This is a genomic window from Burkholderia sp. MSh2, from assembly GCF_000731655.1.
GTDB classification, from domain to species: Bacteria; Pseudomonadota; Gammaproteobacteria; order Burkholderiales; family Burkholderiaceae; genus Burkholderia; species Burkholderia paludis.
Genome location: NZ_JPGM01000081.1, coordinates 12,292 through 33,116 on the forward strand (window position 1 = coordinate 12,292; position 20,825 = coordinate 33,116).

Annotated in this window: 18 protein-coding genes, 1 pseudogene and 2 riboswitches; of the genes and pseudogenes, 7 read left to right on the top strand and 12 right to left on the bottom strand. The window is 71.1% G+C overall.

From position 1 onward, the window contains the following. Position 1 precedes the first annotated feature (1 nt). Complete coding sequence (locus tag GQ57_RS33945; protein WP_034200157.1) at positions 2-1,210, bottom strand: MFS transporter; 1,209 nt, start codon at positions 1,208-1,210, stop codon at positions 2-4. Positions 1,211-1,304: 94 nt separating this feature from the next. On the opposite strand from GQ57_RS33945, the gene GQ57_RS33950 reads away from it, so the two are divergent. After that, a complete protein-coding gene (locus tag GQ57_RS33950; RefSeq protein ID WP_031398695.1) occupies positions 1,305-2,207 on the top strand; it encodes a LysR substrate-binding domain-containing protein in 903 nt (300 codons plus the stop codon). A 259-nt stretch (positions 2,208-2,466) separates the two neighbouring features. Continuing rightward, entirely contained in the window at positions 2,467-3,822 is a 1,356-nt protein-coding gene (locus GQ57_RS33955) for a chitinase (RefSeq protein WP_034200158.1), read from the top strand. 95 nt (positions 3,823-3,917) lie between these two features. Here GQ57_RS33955 and GQ57_RS33960 read toward each other — a convergent pair whose 3' ends face one another. From GQ57_RS33960 to GQ57_RS33970, 3 genes are all read right to left on the bottom strand, one after another. Next, positions 3,918-4,661 carry an IclR family transcriptional regulator gene (locus tag GQ57_RS33960; RefSeq protein WP_034200159.1) on the bottom strand — a complete coding sequence of 248 codons (744 nt, stop codon included), beginning with the start codon at positions 4,659-4,661 and terminating at the stop codon, positions 3,918-3,920. 60 nt (positions 4,662-4,721) lie between these two features. Beyond that, positions 4,722-5,888 (bottom strand): acyl-CoA dehydrogenase family protein, encoded by a 1,167-nt coding sequence (locus GQ57_RS33965; protein ID WP_034200160.1) that lies wholly within the window; start codon positions 5,886-5,888, stop codon positions 4,722-4,724. Positions 5,889-5,983: 95 nt separating this feature from the next. Beyond that, positions 5,984-7,165: a CaiB/BaiF CoA transferase family protein gene (locus tag GQ57_RS33970; RefSeq protein ID WP_034200161.1), complete on the bottom strand. Its 1,182-nt coding sequence runs from the start codon at positions 7,163-7,165 to the stop codon at positions 5,984-5,986. 267 nt (positions 7,166-7,432) lie between these two features. Here GQ57_RS33970 and GQ57_RS33975 point away from each other — a divergent pair, with 267 nt between their 5' ends. Together GQ57_RS33975 and GQ57_RS33980 are read left to right on the top strand one after the other, a co-directional pair. Then, entirely contained in the window at positions 7,433-7,687 is a 255-nt protein-coding gene (locus GQ57_RS33975; RefSeq protein ID WP_031398690.1) for a hypothetical protein, read from the top strand. A 135-nt stretch (positions 7,688-7,822) separates the two neighbouring features. Then, positions 7,823-8,218: an NUDIX domain-containing protein gene (locus GQ57_RS33980; RefSeq protein WP_031398689.1), complete on the top strand. Its 396-nt coding sequence runs from the start codon at positions 7,823-7,825 to the stop codon at positions 8,216-8,218. A 49-nt stretch (positions 8,219-8,267) separates the two neighbouring features. On the opposite strand, the gene GQ57_RS33985 is transcribed toward GQ57_RS33980, so the two are convergent. From GQ57_RS33985 to GQ57_RS42505, 8 genes are all read right to left on the bottom strand, one after another. Continuing rightward, positions 8,268-8,594, bottom strand: coding sequence for a low molecular weight protein tyrosine phosphatase family protein (locus tag GQ57_RS33985; RefSeq protein WP_031398688.1), 327 nt, complete (start codon positions 8,592-8,594; stop codon positions 8,268-8,270). Between the two features lie 31 nt (positions 8,595-8,625). Then, positions 8,626-9,198, bottom strand: a complete 573-nt coding sequence (locus GQ57_RS33990; RefSeq protein ID WP_031398687.1) for a DUF1993 domain-containing protein — start codon at positions 9,196-9,198, stop codon at positions 8,626-8,628. A gap of 178 nt (positions 9,199-9,376) precedes the next feature. Further along, the gene (locus GQ57_RS33995) at positions 9,377-9,829 is read right to left on the bottom strand and encodes a YaiI/YqxD family protein (RefSeq protein ID WP_031398686.1); all 453 of its coding nucleotides are present in this window, start codon (positions 9,827-9,829) and stop codon (positions 9,377-9,379) included. Positions 9,830-9,889: 60 nt separating this feature from the next. Continuing rightward, positions 9,890-10,498 (bottom strand): vWA domain-containing protein, encoded by a 609-nt coding sequence (locus tag GQ57_RS34000; RefSeq protein WP_031398685.1) that lies wholly within the window; start codon positions 10,496-10,498, stop codon positions 9,890-9,892. A gap of 68 nt (positions 10,499-10,566) precedes the next feature. Continuing rightward, complete coding sequence (locus GQ57_RS34005) at positions 10,567-11,643, bottom strand: ATP-binding protein (RefSeq protein WP_034200162.1); 1,077 nt, start codon at positions 11,641-11,643, stop codon at positions 10,567-10,569. Beyond that, entirely contained in the window at positions 11,640-15,449 is a 3,810-nt protein-coding gene (cobN, locus tag GQ57_RS34010) for a cobaltochelatase subunit CobN (RefSeq protein WP_034200163.1), read from the bottom strand. The genes GQ57_RS34005 and cobN overlap by 4 nt, the downstream gene beginning before the upstream one ends. Before the next feature lie 6 nt (positions 15,450-15,455). Continuing rightward, the gene (gene cobW, locus GQ57_RS34015; protein WP_034200164.1) at positions 15,456-16,535 is read right to left on the bottom strand and encodes a cobalamin biosynthesis protein CobW; all 1,080 of its coding nucleotides are present in this window, start codon (positions 16,533-16,535) and stop codon (positions 15,456-15,458) included. 320 nt (positions 16,536-16,855) lie between these two features. After that, positions 16,856-17,119: riboswitch (cobalamin riboswitch) on the bottom strand. Positions 17,120-17,257: 138 nt separating this feature from the next. Further along, entirely contained in the window at positions 17,258-17,545 is a 288-nt protein-coding gene (locus tag GQ57_RS42505) for a hypothetical protein (protein ID WP_152603429.1), read from the bottom strand. 239 nt (positions 17,546-17,784) lie between these two features. On the opposite strand from GQ57_RS42505, the gene GQ57_RS38395 reads away from it, so the two are divergent. From GQ57_RS38395 to GQ57_RS34030, 3 genes and pseudogenes are all read left to right on the top strand, one after another. After that, positions 17,785-19,647 carry a DUF3857 domain-containing transglutaminase family protein gene (locus tag GQ57_RS38395; protein ID WP_052001575.1) on the top strand — a complete coding sequence of 621 codons (1,863 nt, stop codon included), beginning with the start codon at positions 17,785-17,787 and terminating at the stop codon, positions 19,645-19,647. A gap of 84 nt (positions 19,648-19,731) precedes the next feature. Next, positions 19,732-19,968: riboswitch (cobalamin riboswitch) on the top strand. Positions 19,969-20,153: 185 nt separating this feature from the next. Next, positions 20,154-20,435 (top strand): annotated as a pseudogene (locus GQ57_RS42510) (SAM-dependent methyltransferase); the annotation flags it as partial. Then, the gene (locus tag GQ57_RS34030; protein ID WP_031398679.1) at positions 20,432-20,809 is read left to right on the top strand and encodes a cobalamin biosynthesis protein; all 378 of its coding nucleotides are present in this window, start codon (positions 20,432-20,434) and stop codon (positions 20,807-20,809) included. The pseudogene GQ57_RS42510 and the gene GQ57_RS34030, both read left to right, overlap by 4 nt. Positions 20,810-20,825 lie beyond the last annotated feature (16 nt).

The following is a 20,825-nucleotide window of genomic DNA, read 5'->3' on the forward strand; positions in this document are numbered from 1 at the left end:
GCTATCGAATCGGCCGGAACCCCCGCGCGCCGGCCGGTTCCGCGCCGTCCGCGCGGCCGGTGCGCCAGAAGCGGTACACGAGCATGCCGACGATCGCCTGCGCCGCGATCACGAACGCGACGCAGCCGGCCCATCCCCAGCGGTGCCAGCCCGGCAACGGCAAAATCGAGCCGAGACTGCCGCCGAGGTAGTAGCAGGACAGGTAGAGGCCGATCGCCGTCGAGCGCGCACGTGCTGCCGCCTGCGAGATGAACGCGTTGGCCGACGCCTGCTCGACGAACACGGCGGTCGAGCTGAGCGCGAGGCCGGCCAGGATCACCGGCACGTGGTCCGACAGCGTGAGCAGCGCACCGCCGATCGCGAGCGCGGCCGCGGCGAGCCCCGGCGCGCGCGGGCCGCGATGCCGCGCGACGCGCCCCGCGAGCGGCGTGACGACCACCGCCACCAGGAAGACCGCGTAGATCGCGCCGATCCCGACCGTGCCGAAGCCGAACGGCGCGCGAGCGAGCCGCAGGCCGACGAACGTGAACGTCGCGACCTGCGACGCGAGCACGCACGCGCCGATCGCGAACGACGCGAGCAGCGGGCCGCGCGTGACGATGTGCCAGGACGGCCGCGCGTCGGCGTCCGCATCGGGTTCGGCATGCCGTGTGCGCGCGCCGGCCGCCGGCAGGCTCGCGTAAATCGCGACGCCCGTGACGAGGCACAGCGCCGCGACGGCGTCGAGTGCGTGCCGCCAGCCCCACATCGCCGTCAGCAGGTTGGTCGCGAAGCGGCCGGCGAAGCCGCCGAGCGTCGTGCCGGCGACGAACAGCGCGCTGATCTCGGCCGACGTGCCGCGATCGAAACGTTCCGCGATATAGGCGATCGACAGCGCGAAGATGAACGGCATGATCAGGCCGGCCGCAAAGCGCGCGCCGAGAAACGACGCGAAACCGGCCGCGTGCGCGGACCACACCACCGGCAGCGCGACGGCCACCGCCGCGCCCGCGATCGCGACGCGCCGCTCGATGCGCGCGGCCAGCACGCCGACGAACGGCGCGATAATGGCGACGGCCGTCGTGGTCGCGCTCACGCCCTGCCCCGCGCGCTCCGCGCTGACGCCGAAGCTCGCCGCGAGTTCGTGCAGGATGCCCTGCGTCGAATAGAGATTGAGAAACGCGGCGAAGCCGCAGAGAAAGAACGCGATGCGCGTGGTCCTGTCGTTCATCGGAGCTGCCAGGTTGTCGATGCCGACAGTCTGACGAGCGCGCCGCGCGCACGCCAATACCGTTTTCATCGCCATTGATACCGGAACGACAACAATGCTCGACCTGCGCCGCCTCCGCTATTTCGTGGTCGTCGCCGACGAACTGCACTTCGGCCGCGCGGCCTTGCGCCTGCGGGTCGCGCAGCCGCCGCTGACACGCCACATCGCCGCGCTCGAAAGCGAGCTCGGCGTCCGGCTGTTCGAGCGTTCGACGCGCGCGGTGCGGCTCACGCCCGAAGGCACGGTCTTCCTCGAACACGCGCGCAACGTCGTCAGCGCGGCCGCCGAGGCCGAGGCGAGCGCGCGCAAGATCGCGCAGGGCATCGCCGGGCGCATCGTGATCGGCTATGCGAGTTCGATTCCGATGTCCGCGACGTTCCCGGACGTCATTCGCGCCGCGGGCAGGACGATGCCCGACGTCGAGCTCGCCTTTCGCGAGGCGGCCACCGCCGGCCAGCGCCAGCAGATCGCGGACGGCGCGATGGACATCGGCTTCGGCTGGGCGTGGGACGGTGCGCCCGGCGCCTCCGTCGAATCGCTCGTCGTGTCGCGCGAGCCGCTCGTCGCGGCCGTGCCGGCCGGCACGCCGCTCGCCGGCCGCGCGTGCCTCGACGTTGCGGAACTGGCAACCGAAACCTTCGTCACGTTTCCGCCCGGTTACGGGTCCGCATTGACGGCTGCGCTGGACGATCTGTGCGCGCAAGCCGGATTCGCGCCGCGCATCGGCGCGAGCGCGGCGCAGATCACGACGCTCGTCTCGCTGGTGGCCGCCGAGCGCGGCATCGCGATCGTGCCGGGCTTCACGGCGACGTTGCAGCGCCCGGACGTCGTCTACGTGCCGCTCGCCGGCACGCGCGCGGTCGAGCAGATCGTGTCGTGGCGCGAGCCGTTTGCATCGGCGTGCGTCGAGCGCTTCGTCGCGCTTGCACGCGCGCTCGTGCAGCCGGCCCCGGCCTGACGCGGCCTGACGCGGCCGGAGCGACGCATGCGGGCCGCGCACGATCGAGCGCGGCCCTCACCCGTCCGGCGCATTGCGCAACGGTGTCGAATCGGCAGGATAGTTGCTCGCCGGGAATCAAATAACAAAAAGAACTCCTGACTATTCACTATTCGGCGCGAATCCTCCAAGATGGGCACGCCGTCGGCCGGGCCTACCCGATCGGCCGACCGGCGGCGATACGCGGGCCAGCGTATCCCTCTTCCACTTGGAGAACACAATGCACAACAATGTGTTGCCGCGTTTCATCCCGCGCGCGCTTGCCGCGGGTTGCCTGCTCGCCGCCGCGAGCGTGTCCCAGGGCGCCGGCGTCTATGCGCCCTATGTCGACGTGACGCTCTATCCGACGCCGCTCGTCGACCAGATCGGCGTCCAGCAAGGCATCCAGCAGTTCACGCTCGCGTTCGTGGTCGCGGGCAGCGGTTGCACGCCGTCGTGGGGCGGCGTGCAGGCGATCGGCAACGGCGCGAGCGGCGGCCTGCTGACCGCGCTGTCGACCTCGATCGCGAGCTATCGCGCGAAGGGCGGCGAAGTCGCCGTGTCGTTCGGCGGCGCGAACGGCACGCCGCTGATGCAGGCGTGCTCGACGGTCCCTGCGCTGGCCGGCGCGTACCAGACCGTGATCGATACGTACGGCCTCACGCATATCGATTTCGACATCGAAGGCGTGTCGCAACTGGACACGGCCGCGGTCGCGCGCAACTTCCAGGCGGTCGCCCAGCTGCAGGCGAGCTATGCGGCGAAGGGCCAGCCGCTGCACGTCACGCTGACGCTGCCGACGATGCCCACCGGGCTCACGCAGGACGGGCTGAACATCGTCAACGCGGCGATCGCGAACCAGACCGTGTTCGACGCGGTGAACGTGATGGCGATGGATTACGGCCCCGCGAACCTCGACATGGGCGCCGCCGCGATCAGCGCCGCGCAGGCGCTGTATTCGCAGCTCGACACCGCGTTCAAGGCGGCCGGCCTGCCGAAGACGGACGCCCAGCTCTGGCAGATGGTCGGCGTCACGCCGATGATCGGCGTGAACGATGTGCAGGGCGAAACCTTCACGCTCGCGAATGCGCAAAGCGTGTTGAACGCGGCGGTCAACAATGGCTACGGCTTTTTCGGCAACTGGTCGGTCGGCCGCGATCAGGCGTGTGCGTCCGGCGGCACCTCTGCGTCGCCGATCTGCTCCGGCGTCGCGCAGCAGCCGTACGCGTTCGCGACGATCTTCAAGCAGCTCGCCGGCAAGTGGGGCGCGGGCGTCACGCAGGATCCGAACTACGGCGGCGGTTCGAGCGGCGGCACGCCGCAGCCGGGTGCGCCCTGGGCGGCCGGCCAGGTCTACACGGCCGGCGCGACGGTCACCTACCAGGGCACGACGTACCAGGCGCAATGGTGGACGCAGGGCGACGTGCCCGGCCAGGCCGCCGTGTGGAAGGTGGTCGGCGGCGGCACGCCCGCGTGGTCGGCCACGACCGCTTACGCGGGCGGCACGTGCGTGACGTACCAGGGCGCGAAGTACTGCGCGAAATGGTGGACCCAGGGCGACAACCCGAGTGCGGGCGGCGTGTGGGTGAAGTCGTGACGTCGCGGCGGCGCATCCGCGCGTGATGCGCGGCGGGCCGTTTCCGGCGCGGCCGGGTCGCGCGCCGGCGCGCGGCCCGCTGCCGCCGGTCCGCCCTACCCGCGCGCGTGCTCGGCCAGCAGCCGCGCCCTGGCCTCGACGAGCAGCGCCGCATGCAGGTCGCGATGCTGGCGGATCCGCTCGCTCGGCCCGACGACCGACAGCCCGTACCAGTCGCCGTCGAGCGTCAGCGCGACCGCGATCGCCGACAGTTCGGGCGCGCTCTCGCCGAAGTTCTCCGCCCAGCCGAGTGCGCGAAACCGCGCGGCCTGCGCGACGAGCGCGGGCAGGTCGGCCACCGTCGCGTCGGTGAGGCGTTCGAACGACAATTGCGCGCCAAGCGCCTGCTGCGCGTCGCCGGCCAGCTCCGCGAAGATCGCCTTGCCGATCGAGTTCGCATGCAGCGGGCGCAGCGCGCCCGGCTCGCGCGTGTAGCGGATCGCCTGCTCCGATTCGACGACATCGAGGTACGTGACCGACGCGCCCTGGATCTTGCCGAGCACGGCCGTCTCGTGGCTCGCGTCGCGCAGCGCGACGAGATGCGGGTGGACGATGTCGACGACGGGATCGGTCGCGTCGATCGCGGCGGCGATCGCCTGCAGGCGCCGCGTAGGGTAGTAGCCGCCGCGCTTGCGCACCTCGTACAGGTAGCCGCGGCTCACGAGCGTGCGCGCCATCGCGAGGCAGCTCGACGCCGGCACGTTGAGCAGGCGGGCGAGTTCGGTGAGCGGCAGCGGCCGCCGTTCGGCGGCGAACAGCTCGAACAGGTCGAGCGTGCGGGCAACGAGTTTGACGTCCATGACGAGCGCTTGAATCGGAACGGGAAACCGCGCACCGGGCCGGCCGCCGGGCCGATACGGTCAGTACGACTTCGGCAGCCCGAGCACCTTCTCCGCGATGTAGCACAGGATCAGTTGCGGACTCACGGGCGCGAGCCTCGGAATCATACACTCGCGCAGGTAGCGCTCGACATGGTATTCCTTCGCGTAACCCATCCCGCCGTGCGTGGCGACCGCCGTCTGGCACGCATGGAACGCGGCCTCCGCGCCGAGGTATTTCGCCGCGTTCGCCTCCGCGCCGCACGGCTGCCCCGCGTCGTAGCGCGTCGCGGCCTTCAGCACCATCAGCCACGCGGCCTCGAGCTGCATCCACGCCTGCGCGAGCGGATGCTGGATCGACTGGTTCTGCCCGATCGGCCGGCCGAACACCACGCGCTCGCACGCGTACTGCGTCGCGCGGCGCAGCGCGGCCTGCCCGAGCCCGATCGCCTCGGCGGCGATCAGGATCCGTTCGGGATTCAGCCCGTGCAGCAGGTAACGGAAGCCGTCGCCTTCGTTGCCGATCAGGTCGTCGGCCGGCACGCGGAGGTCGTCGATGAACAGCATGTTCGAATCGACCGCGTGGCGGCCCATCTTCTCGATTTCGCGCACCTCGACGCGCGTGCGGTCGAGGTCGGTATAGAACAGGCTCAACCCGTCGGTCGGCTTCGCGACCCGGTCGAGCGGCGTCGTGCGCGCGATGATCAGCATCTTGTTCGCGACCTGCGCGGTCGAGATCCAGATCTTGCGGCCGCTCAGCACGTAGTGGTCGCCGTCGCGGCGCGCCTGTGTGCTCAGGTGCGTGGTGTCGAGGCCCGCGTCGGGCTCGGTCACCGCGAAGCACGCCTTGTCGCGCCCGGCGATCAGCGGCGGCAGGAAGCGCGCCTTCTGCGCGGCGTTGCCGAACACCTGCACCGGATTCAGCCCGAAGATGTTCATGTGGACGGCCGATGCGCCGGACAGTCCCGCGCCCGACGCGCTGATCGCGCGCATCATCAGCGCGGCCTCGGTCATCCCGAGCCCTGCGCCGCCGTGGGCCGGGTCCATCGCGATACCCAGCCAGCCGGCCTCGGCCAGCGCCCGGTGAAAGTCGTCCGGAAACCCGCCCGCGCGATCGCGCTCGAGCCAGTAGTCGTCGCCGAAGCGCGCGCAGATTTTCCCGATCGCGCTTTCGATCGCGCGCTGGTCGTCGGTCAGGTCGAACTGCATGACTTGCTCTCCCGGAAAACGTCAGGCGGATGCGCGCTTCTCGATGAACCGCCGGAAAAACTGTCGCGATCCGGCCGGCGCGCACCGCCGGCCGCTCAGTCCCGCCGGCCGCCTCCCTCCGGATCGCGACCGGAATCGCGATCGGCGTCGCCAAACACCTGCGCCGCGTGTTCGTTCAGCGCGGGCGGCGGCCGCCGGTACGCGGCCGGCGTGCGGCCCAGCTTGATCGGCGACGCGATGCCGCGGTGCCGGCCCAGCTCGACCTTCATCTTCCGGTGCGCGACATGCGGATGGTCGAGCGCCGCATCGAGCCCGAGCACGGGCGCGCACGGCACGCCGGAGCGCATCAGCCGCTCGGCGAGTGCCGCGCCGTCATGCGCGGCCAGCGCCGTTTCGAGCAGCGCGCGCAGCGCGGCGCGGTTCGCGCTGCGCGCGCGGTTGTCGGCGAAGCGCGGATCGTCCGGCCAGTCGCGGGTGCCGAGCACGTCGCACAGCGCCGCGAACTGCCCGTTGTTGCCGACGGCCAGAAAGATGTCGGCGCCTGCCGTCGGAAAGCGGTCGTACGGCGTGATGTTCGGATGCGCGTTGCCGGTGCGCACGGGCGCGCGACCCGAATGAAAGAAGTTCGGCGTATGCGGATGCAGGATCGACAGCGCGCAGTCGAACAGCGTCGCTTCGACGAACTGCCCGCGGCCGCTCGCGTCGCGCTCGCGCAGCGCCATCAGCACGCCGAGCGCCGCGTTCAGCCCCGTGACGAGATCGACGATCGGCACGCCCACGCGCAGCGGCGCGCCGCCGGCCTCGCCGTTGACGCTCATCAGCCCCGCGAGCGCCTGCACGGCCGCGTCGTAGCCGGGCAGCCCGCCGAGCGGGCCGTCCGCGCCGAAGCCCGACACGCGGCAATGAACGAGGCGCGGAAACCGCGCGTGCAGCGCGTCGAAGCCGAGGCCCCAGCGCTCCATCGTGCCGATCTTGAAATTCTCGACGATGGCGTCGGCGTGTTCGAGCAGGCCGAGCAGCCGCTCGCGGTCCTCGGGCTGCGTCAGGTCGAGCGTGACGCCGAGCTTGTTGCGGTTCACGCCGAGGAAGTACGACGCGGTGTCGCCGTCGAACGGCGGGCCCCAGGTGCGCGTTTCGTCGCCGGACGGCGGTTCGACCTTGATCACCTCGGCGCCGTGGTCGGCAAGGATCTGCGTCGCGTACGGGCCGCCCAGCACCCGCGACAGATCGATGATGCGCAATCCCGCCAGCGCGCCCTGCTGCTCGTGTTCCACCATGCGTCCCGCTCCTGGTTCCGGTTGATCGGCGTGCCGGCTCCGGCGGCCTGCCACGCATGGCGCGACCTGACGGAATCGGCGAATAATTCGTGTATGTGAATTTATATTCACACTCAGGAATTTTCATGTCAAGTCCGGCGTCACGTGGCCGCCGTATCCATGACGCCTCCCCCCGCAAGCCGGGGGCGACACCGAGCACGGACAGGTTGCGACGATGCCTCGCCTTTCGCTAAGCTGGCGGGAACGAAAGAATAAGGCGGATTGTTCATGAAACGGATGCTGCTGACGGCCTTCGTGCTGGCGGCGACGCTGGGCGTCGGACACGCGCAAACCCGGACTTTCCAGTTCGGCGAAGGACAGGCCGGGATGCCGGGCGCGGCGCCGCAAGCTGCCGCATCGGGCGCGCGGCCCGCGCACCGTCGCGTCGCGGCGCCGTCGTCCCGCCACCGGCATGCCGGACACCCGCACGCCCGTCGCCGTCACGTGAAGCCGACGCGCAACGGGATCTACACGCATTCGTGACGCGGTGGGTGCACGGAACTGTCACGAACGGCCGGTAGGATCGATGCGGCTGCCTGTACGCTGCGGCGGTCCGCTGCCGGACGACGTTGCGCCGCCGCGCATTTTCTCCACGATTCAGCACCTGTTTTGCCGAACATGAGTACCGGGCCGTATACCCTCGCCGCCGTCAAGGAACGCGCCACGATCGTGTGCCGTCAGCGCGGCAACGTGCTGCTGGTCGCGCGCACCGCGTCGCGCTGGTCGCTGCCGGGCGGCACGATCCGGCGCGGCGAGACGCCGCTCGAGGCCGCGGAGCGGGAACTCGCCGAGGAAACCCGGCTGGAGGGGCTCGCCCTCGATTACGCGGTGCAGTTCGGCGGGCTCACGAAGCTCCATCACGTGTTCGTGGCCGAGGTGCCGGCACACCTGTCGCCGCGTGCGAACAACGAGATCGCGCGCTGCAGGTGGTTCACCGTCGAGCGCCTCGACACGCTTCGCGCCAGCGTGCCGACGCGCAAGATCATCGAGCTGCTGCGCCTCGACTGTTTTTAGGCGACCGCGCACGGCCGCATCGCGCGGCCGCCGGTGTCGCCCGCGCCGGTTACCCGCGCAGGATCGGGCCGGCCTTGCGTTCGAGCAGCGTCACGAGTTCCGGCTGCATGAACGCGTACCGGTCGGGAATGTCGAGACAGACGATCCTCTTGTGCTTCAGACGCGCGCCGAATTGCGCCGTCAGCCTCGCCTTGTGCGCCCGCTCCATCACGAAGACGATATCGGCCCAGTCGAGCTGGTCGGCCGACAGGCGCGTATCCGCGTCGGGCGCGAGTCCCGCCGAGTCGGTTTCGACGCCCGGCCACGCGGCGAATACCGCCTCGGCCGTCGGGCTGCGCAACCGGTTGCGGCTGCAGACGAACAGTGCCCGTGTCATGTCGCCGCGCGACCGCCCGGTGCCGTCCTGCTCACCCTTGCGGCATCGTGCCGGGCCGCACGTACGCGAGCATGTGCGGCACGAAGTCGGCCTTGCCGAGCGGCACGCCGTGATGGCGCAGGATCGCGTACGCGGCAATCGCGTGGAAGTAGAACTGCGGCAGCGCCCAGTCGCGCGCGTACTGTTCGCCCGTCATGTCGAACGCAACCCCGTTCGGCAATTCGAGCGCGATCGGCAACGCGACGCCGCCGTCGAGCGCGTCCGGCGCGAGCTCGCCGAGAAACGCGAGCGTCGCGGCGATGGTTGCTTGCGCATCGGCCAGCGTTCCGGGTTGTGCGTTCGCGTTCCACCCTGCCTCGCGCAGCGCCAGCAGCGAAGCCGGCACCGGCTCGCCGCGCAACCGGTGGATCGGCTCCGTCGCCTGGAAGCACGAGAAGCGCACCTGTGCCGCAAGCGGATACATGTCGTCCGCCAGCTTCAGCGTCATCGCCGCGTCGGGCGCATCGCCCGCGGCCTGCCGGTGTCCGGCGGCCTTGTCGAGCCATGCGGACAGCGCATGCAGCAGGTGGGTAAAGGTCGGAACGAGAAGTTGAGTCGGCGACACGCGTGTGCTCCTGTGTTGTGGTTTGCGTCACGATAGCAGCGTCGCTGCAAATCCGCATCCGTTCCGGGGGAGCACACGCGATCCGATACGGGCCGGTATGGGCCGGCGACCAGGCGCGTCAGGTCATGCGCGCCCGCACGCGTTTCCGCCCGCGTCATGCGCAGGCCGATGCGTCGGCTCAAGGCTTGCCGTGCCGCGCCAGGAACCGGTCGAGCTGCGCGGCGAACGCCTTGCCGTCGCGCGCGCTGAACGGCGCCGGCCCGCCGGTGTCGATGCCCGCGCTGCGCAACTGGTCCATCATCGCGCGCGTCGACAGCCGCTCCTCGATGTTCTCGCGGCTGAACCAGTTGCCGCGCGGGTCGAGCGCGTGCGCGCCCTTGTCGAGGACGGCGGCGGCCAGCGGGATGTCGGCGGTGATCACGAGATCGCCGCTCTCGGCCAGCTCGACGATGCGCGCATCGGCCACGTCGAAGCCGGCCGGCACCTGCAGCGCCTTGATGAACGGCGACGGCGGCGTGCGCAGGAACTGGTTCGCGACCAGCGTCACGCAGATTTCGGCACGACGCGCGGCGCGAAACAGCATGTCCTTCACGACGGCGGGACACGCGTCGGCATCGACCAGTACTTGCATGGCGGGTTGTCCGGTGGACTGAATGAGAAACGGCGATCATAGCGCACCGCCGGCGGGCCTTCAGCCGGCCAGGTCCGCGCACAGCGCATCGGCCGTCACCCACTGCGCGCCCCACGCGGCGGCAAGCCGCGCGCCCTGCCCGATCCGCACGGCCGCATCGTCGAAGTCGACGAACACCACATGATCGGCCGCAGCCGGTTTCGCCGGCGTCTCGCGCGTGCGCCCGTCGGACAGCACCCACAGCCAGCGCTGCGTGCCGGGCGCGCGCCGCGCGGCGCGTGCCAGCAGTTGCGCGGCGGCCGCGATGCCGTCCGCGAGCGGCGTGCCGCCGCCGCCGTCGACCGGTTCGAGCCAGCGGGCATTCCACCAGCGCGGCACGGCGGGGCCGAAACGCCGCACGGCGCCGTTGCCGCCGAAGCAGATCAACGCGGTTTCGGCGCGGTCGCGCGCGGCCCGATCGAAATACGCGACGATCAGCCCCTTCGCGTACGCGAGCCGGTCGTGCGACAGCATCGACGCCGAACAGTCGAGCACGAAGCAATGTAGCGCGGGCGGCGGGCCGGCCCGCTTCCGGAAGCGCAGGTGGCCGCGAACGAGCGGCCCGCCGCGTTTCGCCGCGAGCGTCGCCGGCCATGCGACGGCCGTGCCGTCGCGCGCCGTGCCCGGCACGCGCACGGCGGCGCCTGAGTGCCATCGAGCACCGCGAACGGCGTTCGCGGCGGCGCCGGCCCGATGGCTCAGGCTTTTTTTAGCGGCAGCGGCACCACGCCCTTGACCTCGCGCAGCCCGGCCGGCTCGGGCGGCAGGTAGCCCCAGTCGCCCTGCGATGCCGCGGCGCCGTTCTTCGACGCGGGCGGCGGATCGCCGGCGCGCTCGCGCGCATCCGGCGTCGAACGGGCGTCGTGTTCGCCGCGCTGCGGCGACGCGCCCGGCGCGGGCGGCGGCCCGGCATGACGCCGGTGCCGCAGCACCGCGTCGGCCACGCGCGCGACGTGCGACTCCGTCACCGCCTCGGCGTGCTCCAGCGCGGCGAGCGCACGCGCGGCGCGCAGCATCACGAGATCGGCGCGCAGCCCGTCGACGGCCGCGTCGATGCACAGCGCGCTGACGCGCGCATGGACGGCATCGTCGAAATCCAGCGCCGCGAGCCGTGCGCGCGCCGCACGAATCCGGTCGCCCAGTTCGCGCTGCGCGGGTGCATGGCGTGCGCGGAACGCGTCCGGGTCGAGATCGAACGCGAGCCGCGCCTTCACGATCCGCTCGCGCTGCGCGGCATCGAAGCAGTTCTCCAGTTCGACCATCAGCCCGAAGCGGTCGAGCAGTTGCGGCCGCAGCTCGCCCTCTTCGGGATTCATCGTGCCGACCAGCACGAAGCGCGCGTCGTGCGCCTGCGACACGCCATCGCGCTCGACGATGTTCACGCCGCTCGCGGCGACGTCGAGCAGCGTATCGACGAGCCCGTCGGCGAGCAGGTTCACTTCGTCGACGTACAGCACGCCGCGATGCGCGCGGGACAGCAGGCCCGGCCGGAAGCGCACGCCGTTGTCGGCCAGCGCATGCGCGAGATCGAGCGTGCCGGTCACCTGTTCGTCGCTCGCCGACAGCGGCAGCGTGACGAACTGCCCTTCCGGCAGCAGTTCGGCGAGACCGCGCGCGGCGGTCGATTTCGCGGTGCCGCGCGGCCCGCTCACGAGCACGCCGCCGAGCGACGGGTCGATCGCGGCGAGCAGCAGCGCCTGCTGCAAGGCCTCCTGCGCGACGAGCGCCGCGAACGGAAAGACCGCGCGGGCGCGGTACGTCGTCGGATCGGTCATCGCCGCCCCTTTTCCTGGATGTGTTCGCTCGCGAGCCAGACCGCCTCGATCCGCTCGCGATAGTCGCCCGGTTGCTGCCACAGGCCGCGCTGCATCGCCTCGACGAAGCGTTCGCAGATGCCGTGCAGCGCCTCCGGGTTGTGCCGTTCGAGGAATGCGCGCGTCGCGTCGTCGAACAGGTACGCATCGGCCACGAGCGCGTACTGGTGGTCCGACAGCACGCGCGCGGTCGCGTCGTAGCCGTACAGGTAGTCGACGGTCGCGGCCAGCTCGGCCGCGCCCTTGTAGCCGTGACGCTTCACGCCGTCGAGCCATTTCGGGTTGACGACGCGCGAGCGGATCACCCGCGCGATTTCCTCGCGCAGCGTGCGCATTTTCGGCGCGGCCGGATTCGCGTGGTCGCCGTGGTAAATGCTCGGCTGTTGTCCGGACAGGTGGCGCACGGCCGCCGTCATGCCGCCCTGGAACTGGTAGTAGTCGTTCGAATCGAGGATGTCGTGCTCGCGGCTGTCCTGGTTCTGCACCACGACGTCGATCGTCGCCAGCCGCTCGCCGAACACGTCGGGCGCGGCGTCGCCCGCGCTGTTCTGCGCGTACGCATGTCCGCCCCACTGGCGGTACGCCGCCGCGAGATCGGCGTCGGTCTGCCAGCGGCGCTGGTCGATCAGGTCCTGCAGGCCCGCGCCGTAGCTGCCCGGCCGCGCGCCGAACACGCGCCAGCCGGCGCGGCGTCGCGCTTCGTCGGGGGCCACGCCCTGCGCGATCCACTTCGCGCGTTCGCGCTCGACGCGCGCGCGGATCGGGTTCAGCGACTCGGGCTCGTCGAGCGCGGCGACGGCCTGCACGGCCGCGTCGAACAGGTGCATCAGGTTCGGGAACGCGTCCCGGAAGAAACCCGACACGCGCAGCGTCACGTCGATGCGCGGCCGATCGAAGATCTCGATCGGCAGGATCTCGAAGTCGGTCACGCGATGGCTGCCGTGCGCCCATTTCGGCCGCACGCCGAGCAACGCGAACGCCTGCGCGATATCGTCGCCGCCCGTGCGCATCGTCGCCGTGCCCCACACTGACAGGCCGATCGCGCGCGGATAGTCGCCGTGATCCTGCAGATGGCGCTCGATCAGCTGCTGCGCGGATTTCAGGCCGAGCGACCAGGCGGCTTGCGTCGGCACCGCGCGCGTGTCGACCGAGTAGAAGTTGCGGCCGGTCGGCAGCACGTCGGGACGGCCGCGCGACGGCGAGCCGCTCGGCCCCGGCGGCACGAAACGGCCGTCGAGCCCGCGCAGCAACTGGCGCATTTCCTCGTCGCCGCATGCGTCGAGCGCGGGGATCAGCGTCGCGCGGACGCGCTCGATCACCTCGCGCGTATGCGGCCACGCGCCGGGCGGCGCCGCGTCGACGCTCGCCGCACCGCCGTCGGCCGCGCACAGCCCGTCCAGCCATTGCTGCGCCAGCCGTTCGAGCCGCTCGCGCGTATCGCCCGCGTGGCGCCACGGCGACGCGTCGAGCGCCTGCAGGATCGCCGGCCGCGGGCCGGCCCACGGTGCGGCCCAGTCGGCCGCGAGCGGATCGAAATCGTCGCCGAGCGCGAGATCGCGCGCCAGCGCGCCGATCAGCCCCGCACGCACGCCCTTGCCGTCGCCGACCGGAAAGCGCGCGAGCGCGAGCAGCGTGTCGCGCCGCTGGCGGCCGGCCGGCGACGCGCCGAACACGTGCAGCCCGTCGCGAATCTGCGCTTCCTTCAGCTCGCACAGCCACGCATCGACGCGCGTGAGCAGCGCATCCTCGTCGCCGGCGTCGCGCGGCGGCGACACGCTCAGCTCGTCGTGCAGCCGGTGCTCGGCGATCGTCGCGAGGATCGTCTTGCGCAGCAGCTTCGCGCGCCGCGCGTCGACCATCAGCGCTTCGTAGTATTCGTCGACCTGCCGTTCGAGATCCTGCAGCGGGCCGTAGTTTTCCGCGCGCGTGAGCGGCGGCATCAGGTGATCGACGATCACGGCCTGCGCGCGCCGCTTCGCCTGGCTGCCCTCGCCCGGATCGTTGACGATGAACGGATACAGGTGCGGCAGCGGCCCGAGCGTCAGGTCGGGCCAGCACGCATCGGACAGCGCGACGCTCTTGCCCGGCAGCCATTCGAGGTTGCCGTGCTTGCCCAGGTGGATCACCGCGTCGATGCGATATGCATCGCGCAGCCAGAAGTAGAACGCGAGATACGCGTGCGGCGGCACGAGGTCCGCGTCGTGATAGCTCGCGTAGTCGTTTTCGTCGCGCGAGCGCGACGGCTGGATGCCGACGAACACGTTGCCCGCGCGCCAGCCGGCGATCGTGAAACGCCCCTGCCGTATCGTCGGATCGGCTTCGGGCGGCCCCCAGCGCTGGTTCAGCGCGTCGCGCACGGCGGCCGGCAGCCGCGCGAAACGGGAGACGTAGTCGGCCAGCGCGTAGCTCTGGAACGCCGGGCGCAGCGCATGCACGGCCGCGTCGTTGGTCACGCCTTCGGTGAGCCGCGCGATCAGCGCATCGCCGTCGGGCGGCAGGTCGGCCACCGCGTAGCCCGCATCGCGCAGCGCCGCGAGCACGCGCAGCGCGGACGCCGGCGTGTCGAGCCCGACGCCGTTGCCGATCCGCCCTTCGCTTTGCGGATAGTTGGCGAGGATCAGCGCGACGCGCTTGTCGGCGCGCTCGAGCGTGCGCAGCCGGCACCAGCCGCGCGCGAGCGCCGCGACGAACGCGATCCGCTCCGCGTCCGGCTGGTAGCGCACGACGTCGACCTCGGTATGCGGGCAGCGATACGCGAGCCCCTTGAAGCTCACCGCGCGCGTGACGATGCGCCCGTCGACCTCGGGCAGCGCGATGTGCATGGCGATGTCGCGCGCGTGCAGGCCCTGGTTGTCGGCCACCCACGCGTCGCGGTTGCCGCCGGACAGGATCACCTGCAGCACCGGCGCATCGCCCGCGAGCACCTCGTGTTCGGGGCGGTCGATCGCGCCGGCCGCGAACGCGGTCGTGTTCAGCACGAGCGCGACGCCGTGCGCGTCGCAGAGCTGCGTGATGACTTCGCGGCTCACCGCGTCCTTCAGCGACGTCACCGCGATCGGCAGCGGGTTCAGCCCTTCCCGCACGAGCGCGTCGGCCAGCGCGTCGAACACGGCCGTGTTCGCGGCCTGCCAGTGCGCGCGATAGAACAGGATCGCGACGACGGGCGCGCCGGGCGTCCAGCGCGGCAGCCAGTCGTCGACGCTCGCGCGCTCGCGCGCCGGGTGATACAGCGCGGCGGCCGGCAGCGGGCGCGGCGGCTCGGGCTCGTCGCCGAACCCGAGCGTATGAAACGCGATGCTGCGCAACAGCGCCTCGGCGTTGTGCACGCCGCCTTCGCGCAGGTAACGCCACCACAGCCGGCACAGCGCGGGCGTGACCGTGCTTTTCGCGACGAGGTTCGGGTCCTCCTGCAGGTCGCCCGAGAACATCGCGAGCTGCTGCCCGCGCTTCGTCGCGAGCGACACGGCCTGCTCGATCCCGTACGGCCAGTACGCCTCGCCGCCGAGATGGTCGATCACGACGGACTTCGCGTGCCGCAGCACGTCGTCGACATAGAAATCGACGGACGCCGGCTGCCGCAGGAACGTGACGTTCGCGAGGCGCACGCTCGGGAACCCGGCCGGCAGTTGCGGCACGACGCTCGCGAGCAGCGACAGCGTCGTGTCGGCCGAACTCAGGATCACGATGTCGGCCGGCTGCTGGTCGATCCGGACGACGCCCTGCGTATCGTCGACGAAGCCGCCCGGCGTGGTGCGCAGCAGATGCATCGTGCGTTATGCCTGTTGCGGCTCGGCCGCGCAGGCGGCGTCGAACGCGCGTTGCAGCGCGGCGGCGTCGAGATCCTCGCCGATCAGCACGAAACGGCTCGCGCGCGTTTCGCCGTCCTGCCAGCGGCGGTCGAAATAGCTGTCGAAGCGGCGACCGACGCCCTGGATCACGAGCCGCATCGGCGCGCCGGGCAGCGCGGCGAAACCCTTCGCGCGGTAGATCGTGTGCGTTTCGACGAGCCGCTGCAGCGCGGCGATCGTCGCTTCGCGCGAGCCGGCGTCGCCCGACACGACCACCGAGTCGAAATCGTCGTGATGGTGATCGTGATCGCCGTCCTCGGCCGAGCCGTGATGGTCGTGGCGCAGGTGGATCGTGTCTTCCGACGCCGATTCGAGGCCGAGCAGCATCGCGAGATCGAGTTCGCCGCGCGTCGCGCGCACGATCTTCACCTGCGGCGGGATCTCGTCGCGAATCGCGGTTTCGATCTGCGCGAATGCCGCGTCGTCGACGAGATCGGCCTTGTTCACGATCACGAGATCGGCGGACGACAGCTGGTCGGCGAACAGCTCGTGCAGCGGCGATTCGTGGTCGAGGTTCGGATCGGCGCGGCGCTGCGCGTCGACCGCCTGCGGGTTTTCCGCGAACTGGCCGCTCGCGGCGGCCGGCCCGTCGACGACGGTCACGACCGCGTCGACCGTGAAGCTGTTGCGGATCGCCGGCCAGTTGAACGCCTGCACGAGCGGCTTCGGCAGCGCGAGCCCGGAGGTTTCGATCAGCACGTGGTCGATGTCCGCGCGCCGTTCGACGAGCGCCTCCATCACCGGATAGAACTCTTCCTGCACGGTGCAGCACAGGCAGCCGTTCGCGAGTTCGTAGAGCTGGCCCGACGCTTCGCCCTGCGCGTCGTCGCAGCCGATGCCGCAGCCCTTGAGGATTTCGCCGTCGATGCCGAGCTCGCCGAATTCGTTGACGATCACCGCGATGCGGCGGCCCTCGGCATGCTGCAGGATGTGGCGCATCAGCGTGGTCTTGCCGCTGCCGAGAAAGCCCGTGACGATCGTGACGGGAAGCTTGCGAAGGGTCATGGTAGGTCCAGTGTCGAAGAAGGAATCAGGCCGGGATCGTCGCGTCGGGAGCGGCGTGGCGGTTCATCGGGCGGATCGCGGGACATTCGCCGCACGCACCGGACGCACGGTCGCGGGGCGGTCGGAACGACGAATCGGGCATGGTGCATCCTTGCGAACGGTCGACATCGTGAATGCCAACACGGCTGCCGCCGGCCCGGCGCGTGCCGCGTGCCGTTCGCCGCGCCGGCCGGGTGCATGCGCGCGGGGCGGAGGAAGCGGGACAGGCGCGGGCGTCGGGCCTGCTGCGGCCGTGGACGATGCGCCGCCTCCCCGCGGCGCTGAACCCCAACGTTTGGGCCGGTATCCGGGCTGACGAACACGCCGCTTCGCCTTCCCGGATGCGCGCGGCATCCAGTGGCGGTCGTCCGCATGCGCGCGGCATGCGGCGAAGCGGCGCTGCATCGCGCATGGCGCGACGCGTTCGCTTACCGTTGCGGGGGCAGCACAGGTTGGCGCGGCCGCGGTGCGGGCTCGCTTCCTGTTTCCCGTTTAACTGCGCGCGCCGGCGGGCGCGCGCGAGCACCGAAACGCGTGCGAGTGTAGGTGCAGCGGGCGGGAGCGTCAAGGCGGACGGCGGGGCCGCCGCCGGCGCATTGCCGTTGCACGATCCCGTCGCTCGTATCCGCCCGCGGGGCGCGCGGCGTGCCCGACCGGACACGGCTGCGTTGACGATCGTTCAATCATCCGCCGCGATCGGCCGGCGAGCGCGATGCCCGACCGGGTCGGGTTCCGTCGCGCAAACGACCTGCCGGAAGAAGCTGCGGGGATGGACGGGTCGGCGCGCGCTGGCTACGGTCGGATCCGTTGGCCGTGCCTTTGTCGACACCGATGCGATCCATGCGCACGTTCCGGTTGTACGTTGCCGTCGTCGTGTGGCTGACTATGGCACTCATTTTTCCGTTCCCGGCGAAGGCGCGGGCCGTTTCCTTCGCGGCGATCGCAAAAATCCTGGCCGGCTCGTACGTCATTCTGTAAATGCCGCGTGCGGCAAGGCGGTATGCGTGACGTTCCACACGACGAGAAGCACATCCGATCGCGGTCGTCCGCCACGTCCGCGATCGCCAACCTGCGAGGATGCGGCATGAAAAGACCCGCGGTAACGGCAACGGCTCGGCGTGCATGCGCGCATGCACGCCGGCCGGCGCCATGCGGCACCGGGTTCCCCGCGCACCTTCTCCACCCCGATTCCTGACGACCGGTTTCACACATGATTCGACATCGCACTTCCCTTTCGCGCCTTGCGCGCTTCGGCATCGCCGCGTGCCTGACGCTCGCGCCGCCGATCGCTTTCGCCGCCGACTACCAGGTCGAGCGACTCGACAACACGATCAGGGTCGACGCCTCCGGCCGGCGCACCGCGCAGGTCGACCTGTCGGTCAAGCTGCTGACCGATGCCGCAATCGCCCGCTTCGGCCAGTACGTGCTGCAGTACAACGCGCAGCTCCAGACGCTCGGCATCAACGCCGCCCAGACCGTGCATGCCGACGGCTCGACGGTACCGGTCGACGTCCAGCACGGCATCTTCGACCGGCCGGCGCCGGTCACGGCCGCGGCGCCGCAATTCAGCGCCGAACACCTGCGCATCGTCGCGTTTCCCGCGCTCTCGAAAGGCGACTCGATCCGGCTTTCATACACCCTGACCGACACGGATACGCTGTTCCCCGGCAAATTCAGCGTGCAGCTCGCGTTTCCGCCGACCGAGGACTACCGCGCCGCGAGCATCACGCTCGATACGCCGGCCGCCATGGCCGTCGCGATCGAGGCAAGGGAGGTGAGCGCGACGGCCGATACGACGCGCGACGGGCGCCGGATCCGCGTGTACCGCTATGAAACGCCCGCGCCGGGCCCGATCGAGGAGCAGTCGAACGCGGTCGCGTGGACCGACCGCGGCCCCCTGTTCGTCGCGACCAATTTCTCCAGCTATGCGGACATCGCGCGCGCCTACCGGGCGCGCGCCGCCGACAAGCAGGCGCCCGCGGACGCGATCCGCGCGCTCGCGGACCAGATCACGGCGGGCGTCGACGACCGTCGCGAGCAGGCGATGCGGCTGTACGCATGGGTTGCCCGCAACATCCGTTACGTCGGCGTGTATTTCGGCGCCGGGCCCGTGGTCCCGCACCCGGCCGACGCCGTGCTCGCGAACCGGTACGGCGACTGCAAGGACCAGGTGACGCTGCTGTCCGCTCTGCTCGCGGCGAAAGGCATCGAGAGCCGCACGGTGCTCGTCAACCTCGGCGACCGCTACCGCCTGCCCGAGGCGCCGGACGTGCTCGCGTTCAATCACGCGATCGTCTGGCTGCCCGAATTCGATGCGTTCGCCGATACGACGGCCGGGGTGCTGCCGTTCGGCGCGTTGCCGTTCGAGGCGAGCGACAAGCCCGCGCTCGACACCGCGACGGGCAACGTGATCCGCACGCCGCCGCAAAACGGCCGCAACAGCCGTTCGCTGCTCGCCTACACGCTCGATCTCGATCCTGACGGCAACGCGGCGATGACGGGCGACATCGCGCTCGACGGCCAGGCGGTCCAGTATGCGCGGCAGATGTTCGTCTACGTTCAGCCGAAACGGCTGTCCGACGAGATGCTGCGCCGCTCCGGCCTTTCCGGCGAGCTGCACATGACGCCGCATCATCTCGACGCACTCGACCAGCCGTTCTCGATCGCGCTGCGCGGCACGCTGAACCAGTTGTCGCTGATGCCGGGCCCCGCCGCGTTCGCGGTGCCGCCGCTGCCGAATTTCGGCCGGATCCGCGACTTCGCCGATTTCGTCCTGCGGCAGAAGGACAAGCGCATCGACAGCGTATGTGCGGGGACGCGGCTCGAGGAGCGCTACCGGATCACGCTGCCGGCCGACGTCGAGATACTCGCGATTCCGCCCGACGTCGATGTCCGCGCGGGCGAAATCTCGTACCGCTCGACCTATCGCCGCAACGGCCGGACGGTCGACGTGACGCGCGTGCTCGACCGCGATCTCGCCGGCAACGTGTGCAGCAGCGCGAAGCTCGTCGAGTGGGCGGACGCCGCGCGCAGCATCTCGAAGGATCTGAAGCGGCAGATCCTGTATCGGTAAGCGCTGGCGCGACGGCCCGCGCAGCGCGCGCCGTCGCCCGCCGGCAGTGCCTGCGCCGCATGCGTTTGCAGCGGCGTGCTGTGCTATCGTATGCGCCGCGTTCGGTGCTCGCATGCGCATTCCGTGCATGCGGTTAAACGGGAAACAGGAGGCGGACGACCGCCCGGCCTGTGCTGTCCCCGCAACGGTACGCCGCCCGCGCGACGCGCTTTCCGCGCACGCGCCCGGGCCGCCCGCGATGCCACTGCCCGTCAGCCGGGCGGGAAGGCTGCGGCCCGGCAAGCGGCCAGCCCGGATACCGGCCGACGCAAGGGGCGAGCCCGACGCTCGCCGAACGCCCGATCCGCGGGGGACGGCTGGGGCGCGCATTCCGTCCGCGTCCGCGCGGGCTTCGCCCGATCCGCCATGCCTTGCCTGTCCGCCGGCCGCCATTCGGCCGCCCGCCTGCCCCTTTCCACTGTTTCGACCGGGTCCACGCCGTGCTGCGCGCGATGAGCCGCGCGTGGCTGATGGCAACGCGCATGACGATCGTGATCTACATGGGCATCCGCCGGCTCGACGCGATTGCGACGGCACTGCGCGACGGCGGCCTGCCCGGCGACACGCCGTGCGCGGCCATCGAGAATGCGACGCGCCCCGAACAGCGGCACGTGCTCGCGACACTCGGGACGCTGGTCGAACGGGTCGGCGCCGCCGGCATCGGTTCGCCGGCGATCGTCGTGATCGGCCGCGTCGCGGCGCTCGCCGGCGATCCCGCGGTGCGCATCGCGCTCGGCGGCGGCGCATGATGCGCGTCGCGCTCGGCGTCGGATTTCGCGCGGGCGCGACGGCCGCGCAGCTCGATGCCGCGATCCGCGCCGCGCTGGCGCGCTATCCTGACGCAGAACCGGCGCTCGTCGCGACGCTCGCCGACAAGGCGCGTGCCCGCGCGCTGCGCACGGTGTGCGCGCGACGCGGCTGGCCGCTGGTCGCGTTCGACGCGGCGCTGCTCGCGAGCCGCCCCGAACTGGCCGCGAGCGGTGCGTCGAATGCCGCGCTCGCGCGCTTCGGCGTCGCGGGCGTGGCCGAGCCGTGCGCGCGGCTCGCGGCGCCCCACGGCCGGTTGCTGGGCCCCAAATTGATCCGGGACGGCGTGACGGTCGCGCTCGCCGGCCCGCTCTGAACCCTTTGTTCCGCTT

Excerpts from the sequence above, each read along its gene's own strand:
- GQ57_RS33945 (WP_034200157.1), bottom strand. The coding sequence starts at position 1,210 with ATGAACGACAGGACCACGCGCATCGCGTTCTTTCTCTGCGGCTTCGCC.
- GQ57_RS33950 (WP_031398695.1), top strand. The coding sequence starts at position 1,305 with ATGCTCGACCTGCGCCGCCTCCGCTATTTCGTGGTCGTCGCCGACGAA.
- GQ57_RS33955 (WP_034200158.1), top strand. The coding sequence starts at position 2,467 with ATGCACAACAATGTGTTGCCGCGTTTCATCCCGCGCGCGCTTGCCGCG.
- GQ57_RS33960 (WP_034200159.1), bottom strand. The coding sequence starts at position 4,661 with ATGGACGTCAAACTCGTTGCCCGCACGCTCGACCTGTTCGAGCTGTTC.
- GQ57_RS33965 (WP_034200160.1), bottom strand. The coding sequence starts at position 5,888 with ATGCAGTTCGACCTGACCGACGACCAGCGCGCGATCGAAAGCGCGATC.
- GQ57_RS33970 (WP_034200161.1), bottom strand. The coding sequence starts at position 7,165 with ATGGTGGAACACGAGCAGCAGGGCGCGCTGGCGGGATTGCGCATCATC.
- GQ57_RS33975 (WP_031398690.1), top strand. The coding sequence starts at position 7,433 with ATGAAACGGATGCTGCTGACGGCCTTCGTGCTGGCGGCGACGCTGGGC.
- GQ57_RS33980 (WP_031398689.1), top strand. The coding sequence starts at position 7,823 with ATGAGTACCGGGCCGTATACCCTCGCCGCCGTCAAGGAACGCGCCACG.
- GQ57_RS33985 (WP_031398688.1), bottom strand. The coding sequence starts at position 8,594 with ATGACACGGGCACTGTTCGTCTGCAGCCGCAACCGGTTGCGCAGCCCG.
- GQ57_RS33995 (WP_031398686.1), bottom strand. The coding sequence starts at position 9,829 with ATGCAAGTACTGGTCGATGCCGACGCGTGTCCCGCCGTCGTGAAGGAC.
- GQ57_RS34005 (WP_034200162.1), bottom strand. The coding sequence starts at position 11,643 with ATGACCGATCCGACGACGTACCGCGCCCGCGCGGTCTTTCCGTTCGCG.
- cobN (WP_034200163.1), bottom strand. The coding sequence starts at position 15,449 with ATGCATCTGCTGCGCACCACGCCGGGCGGCTTCGTCGACGATACGCAG.
- cobW (WP_034200164.1), bottom strand. The coding sequence starts at position 16,535 with ATGACCCTTCGCAAGCTTCCCGTCACGATCGTCACGGGCTTTCTCGGC.
- GQ57_RS42505 (WP_152603429.1), bottom strand. The coding sequence starts at position 17,545 with ATGACGTACGAGCCGGCCAGGATTTTTGCGATCGCCGCGAAGGAAACG.
- GQ57_RS38395 (WP_052001575.1), top strand. The coding sequence starts at position 17,785 with ATGATTCGACATCGCACTTCCCTTTCGCGCCTTGCGCGCTTCGGCATC.
- GQ57_RS34030 (WP_031398679.1), top strand. The coding sequence starts at position 20,432 with ATGATGCGCGTCGCGCTCGGCGTCGGATTTCGCGCGGGCGCGACGGCC.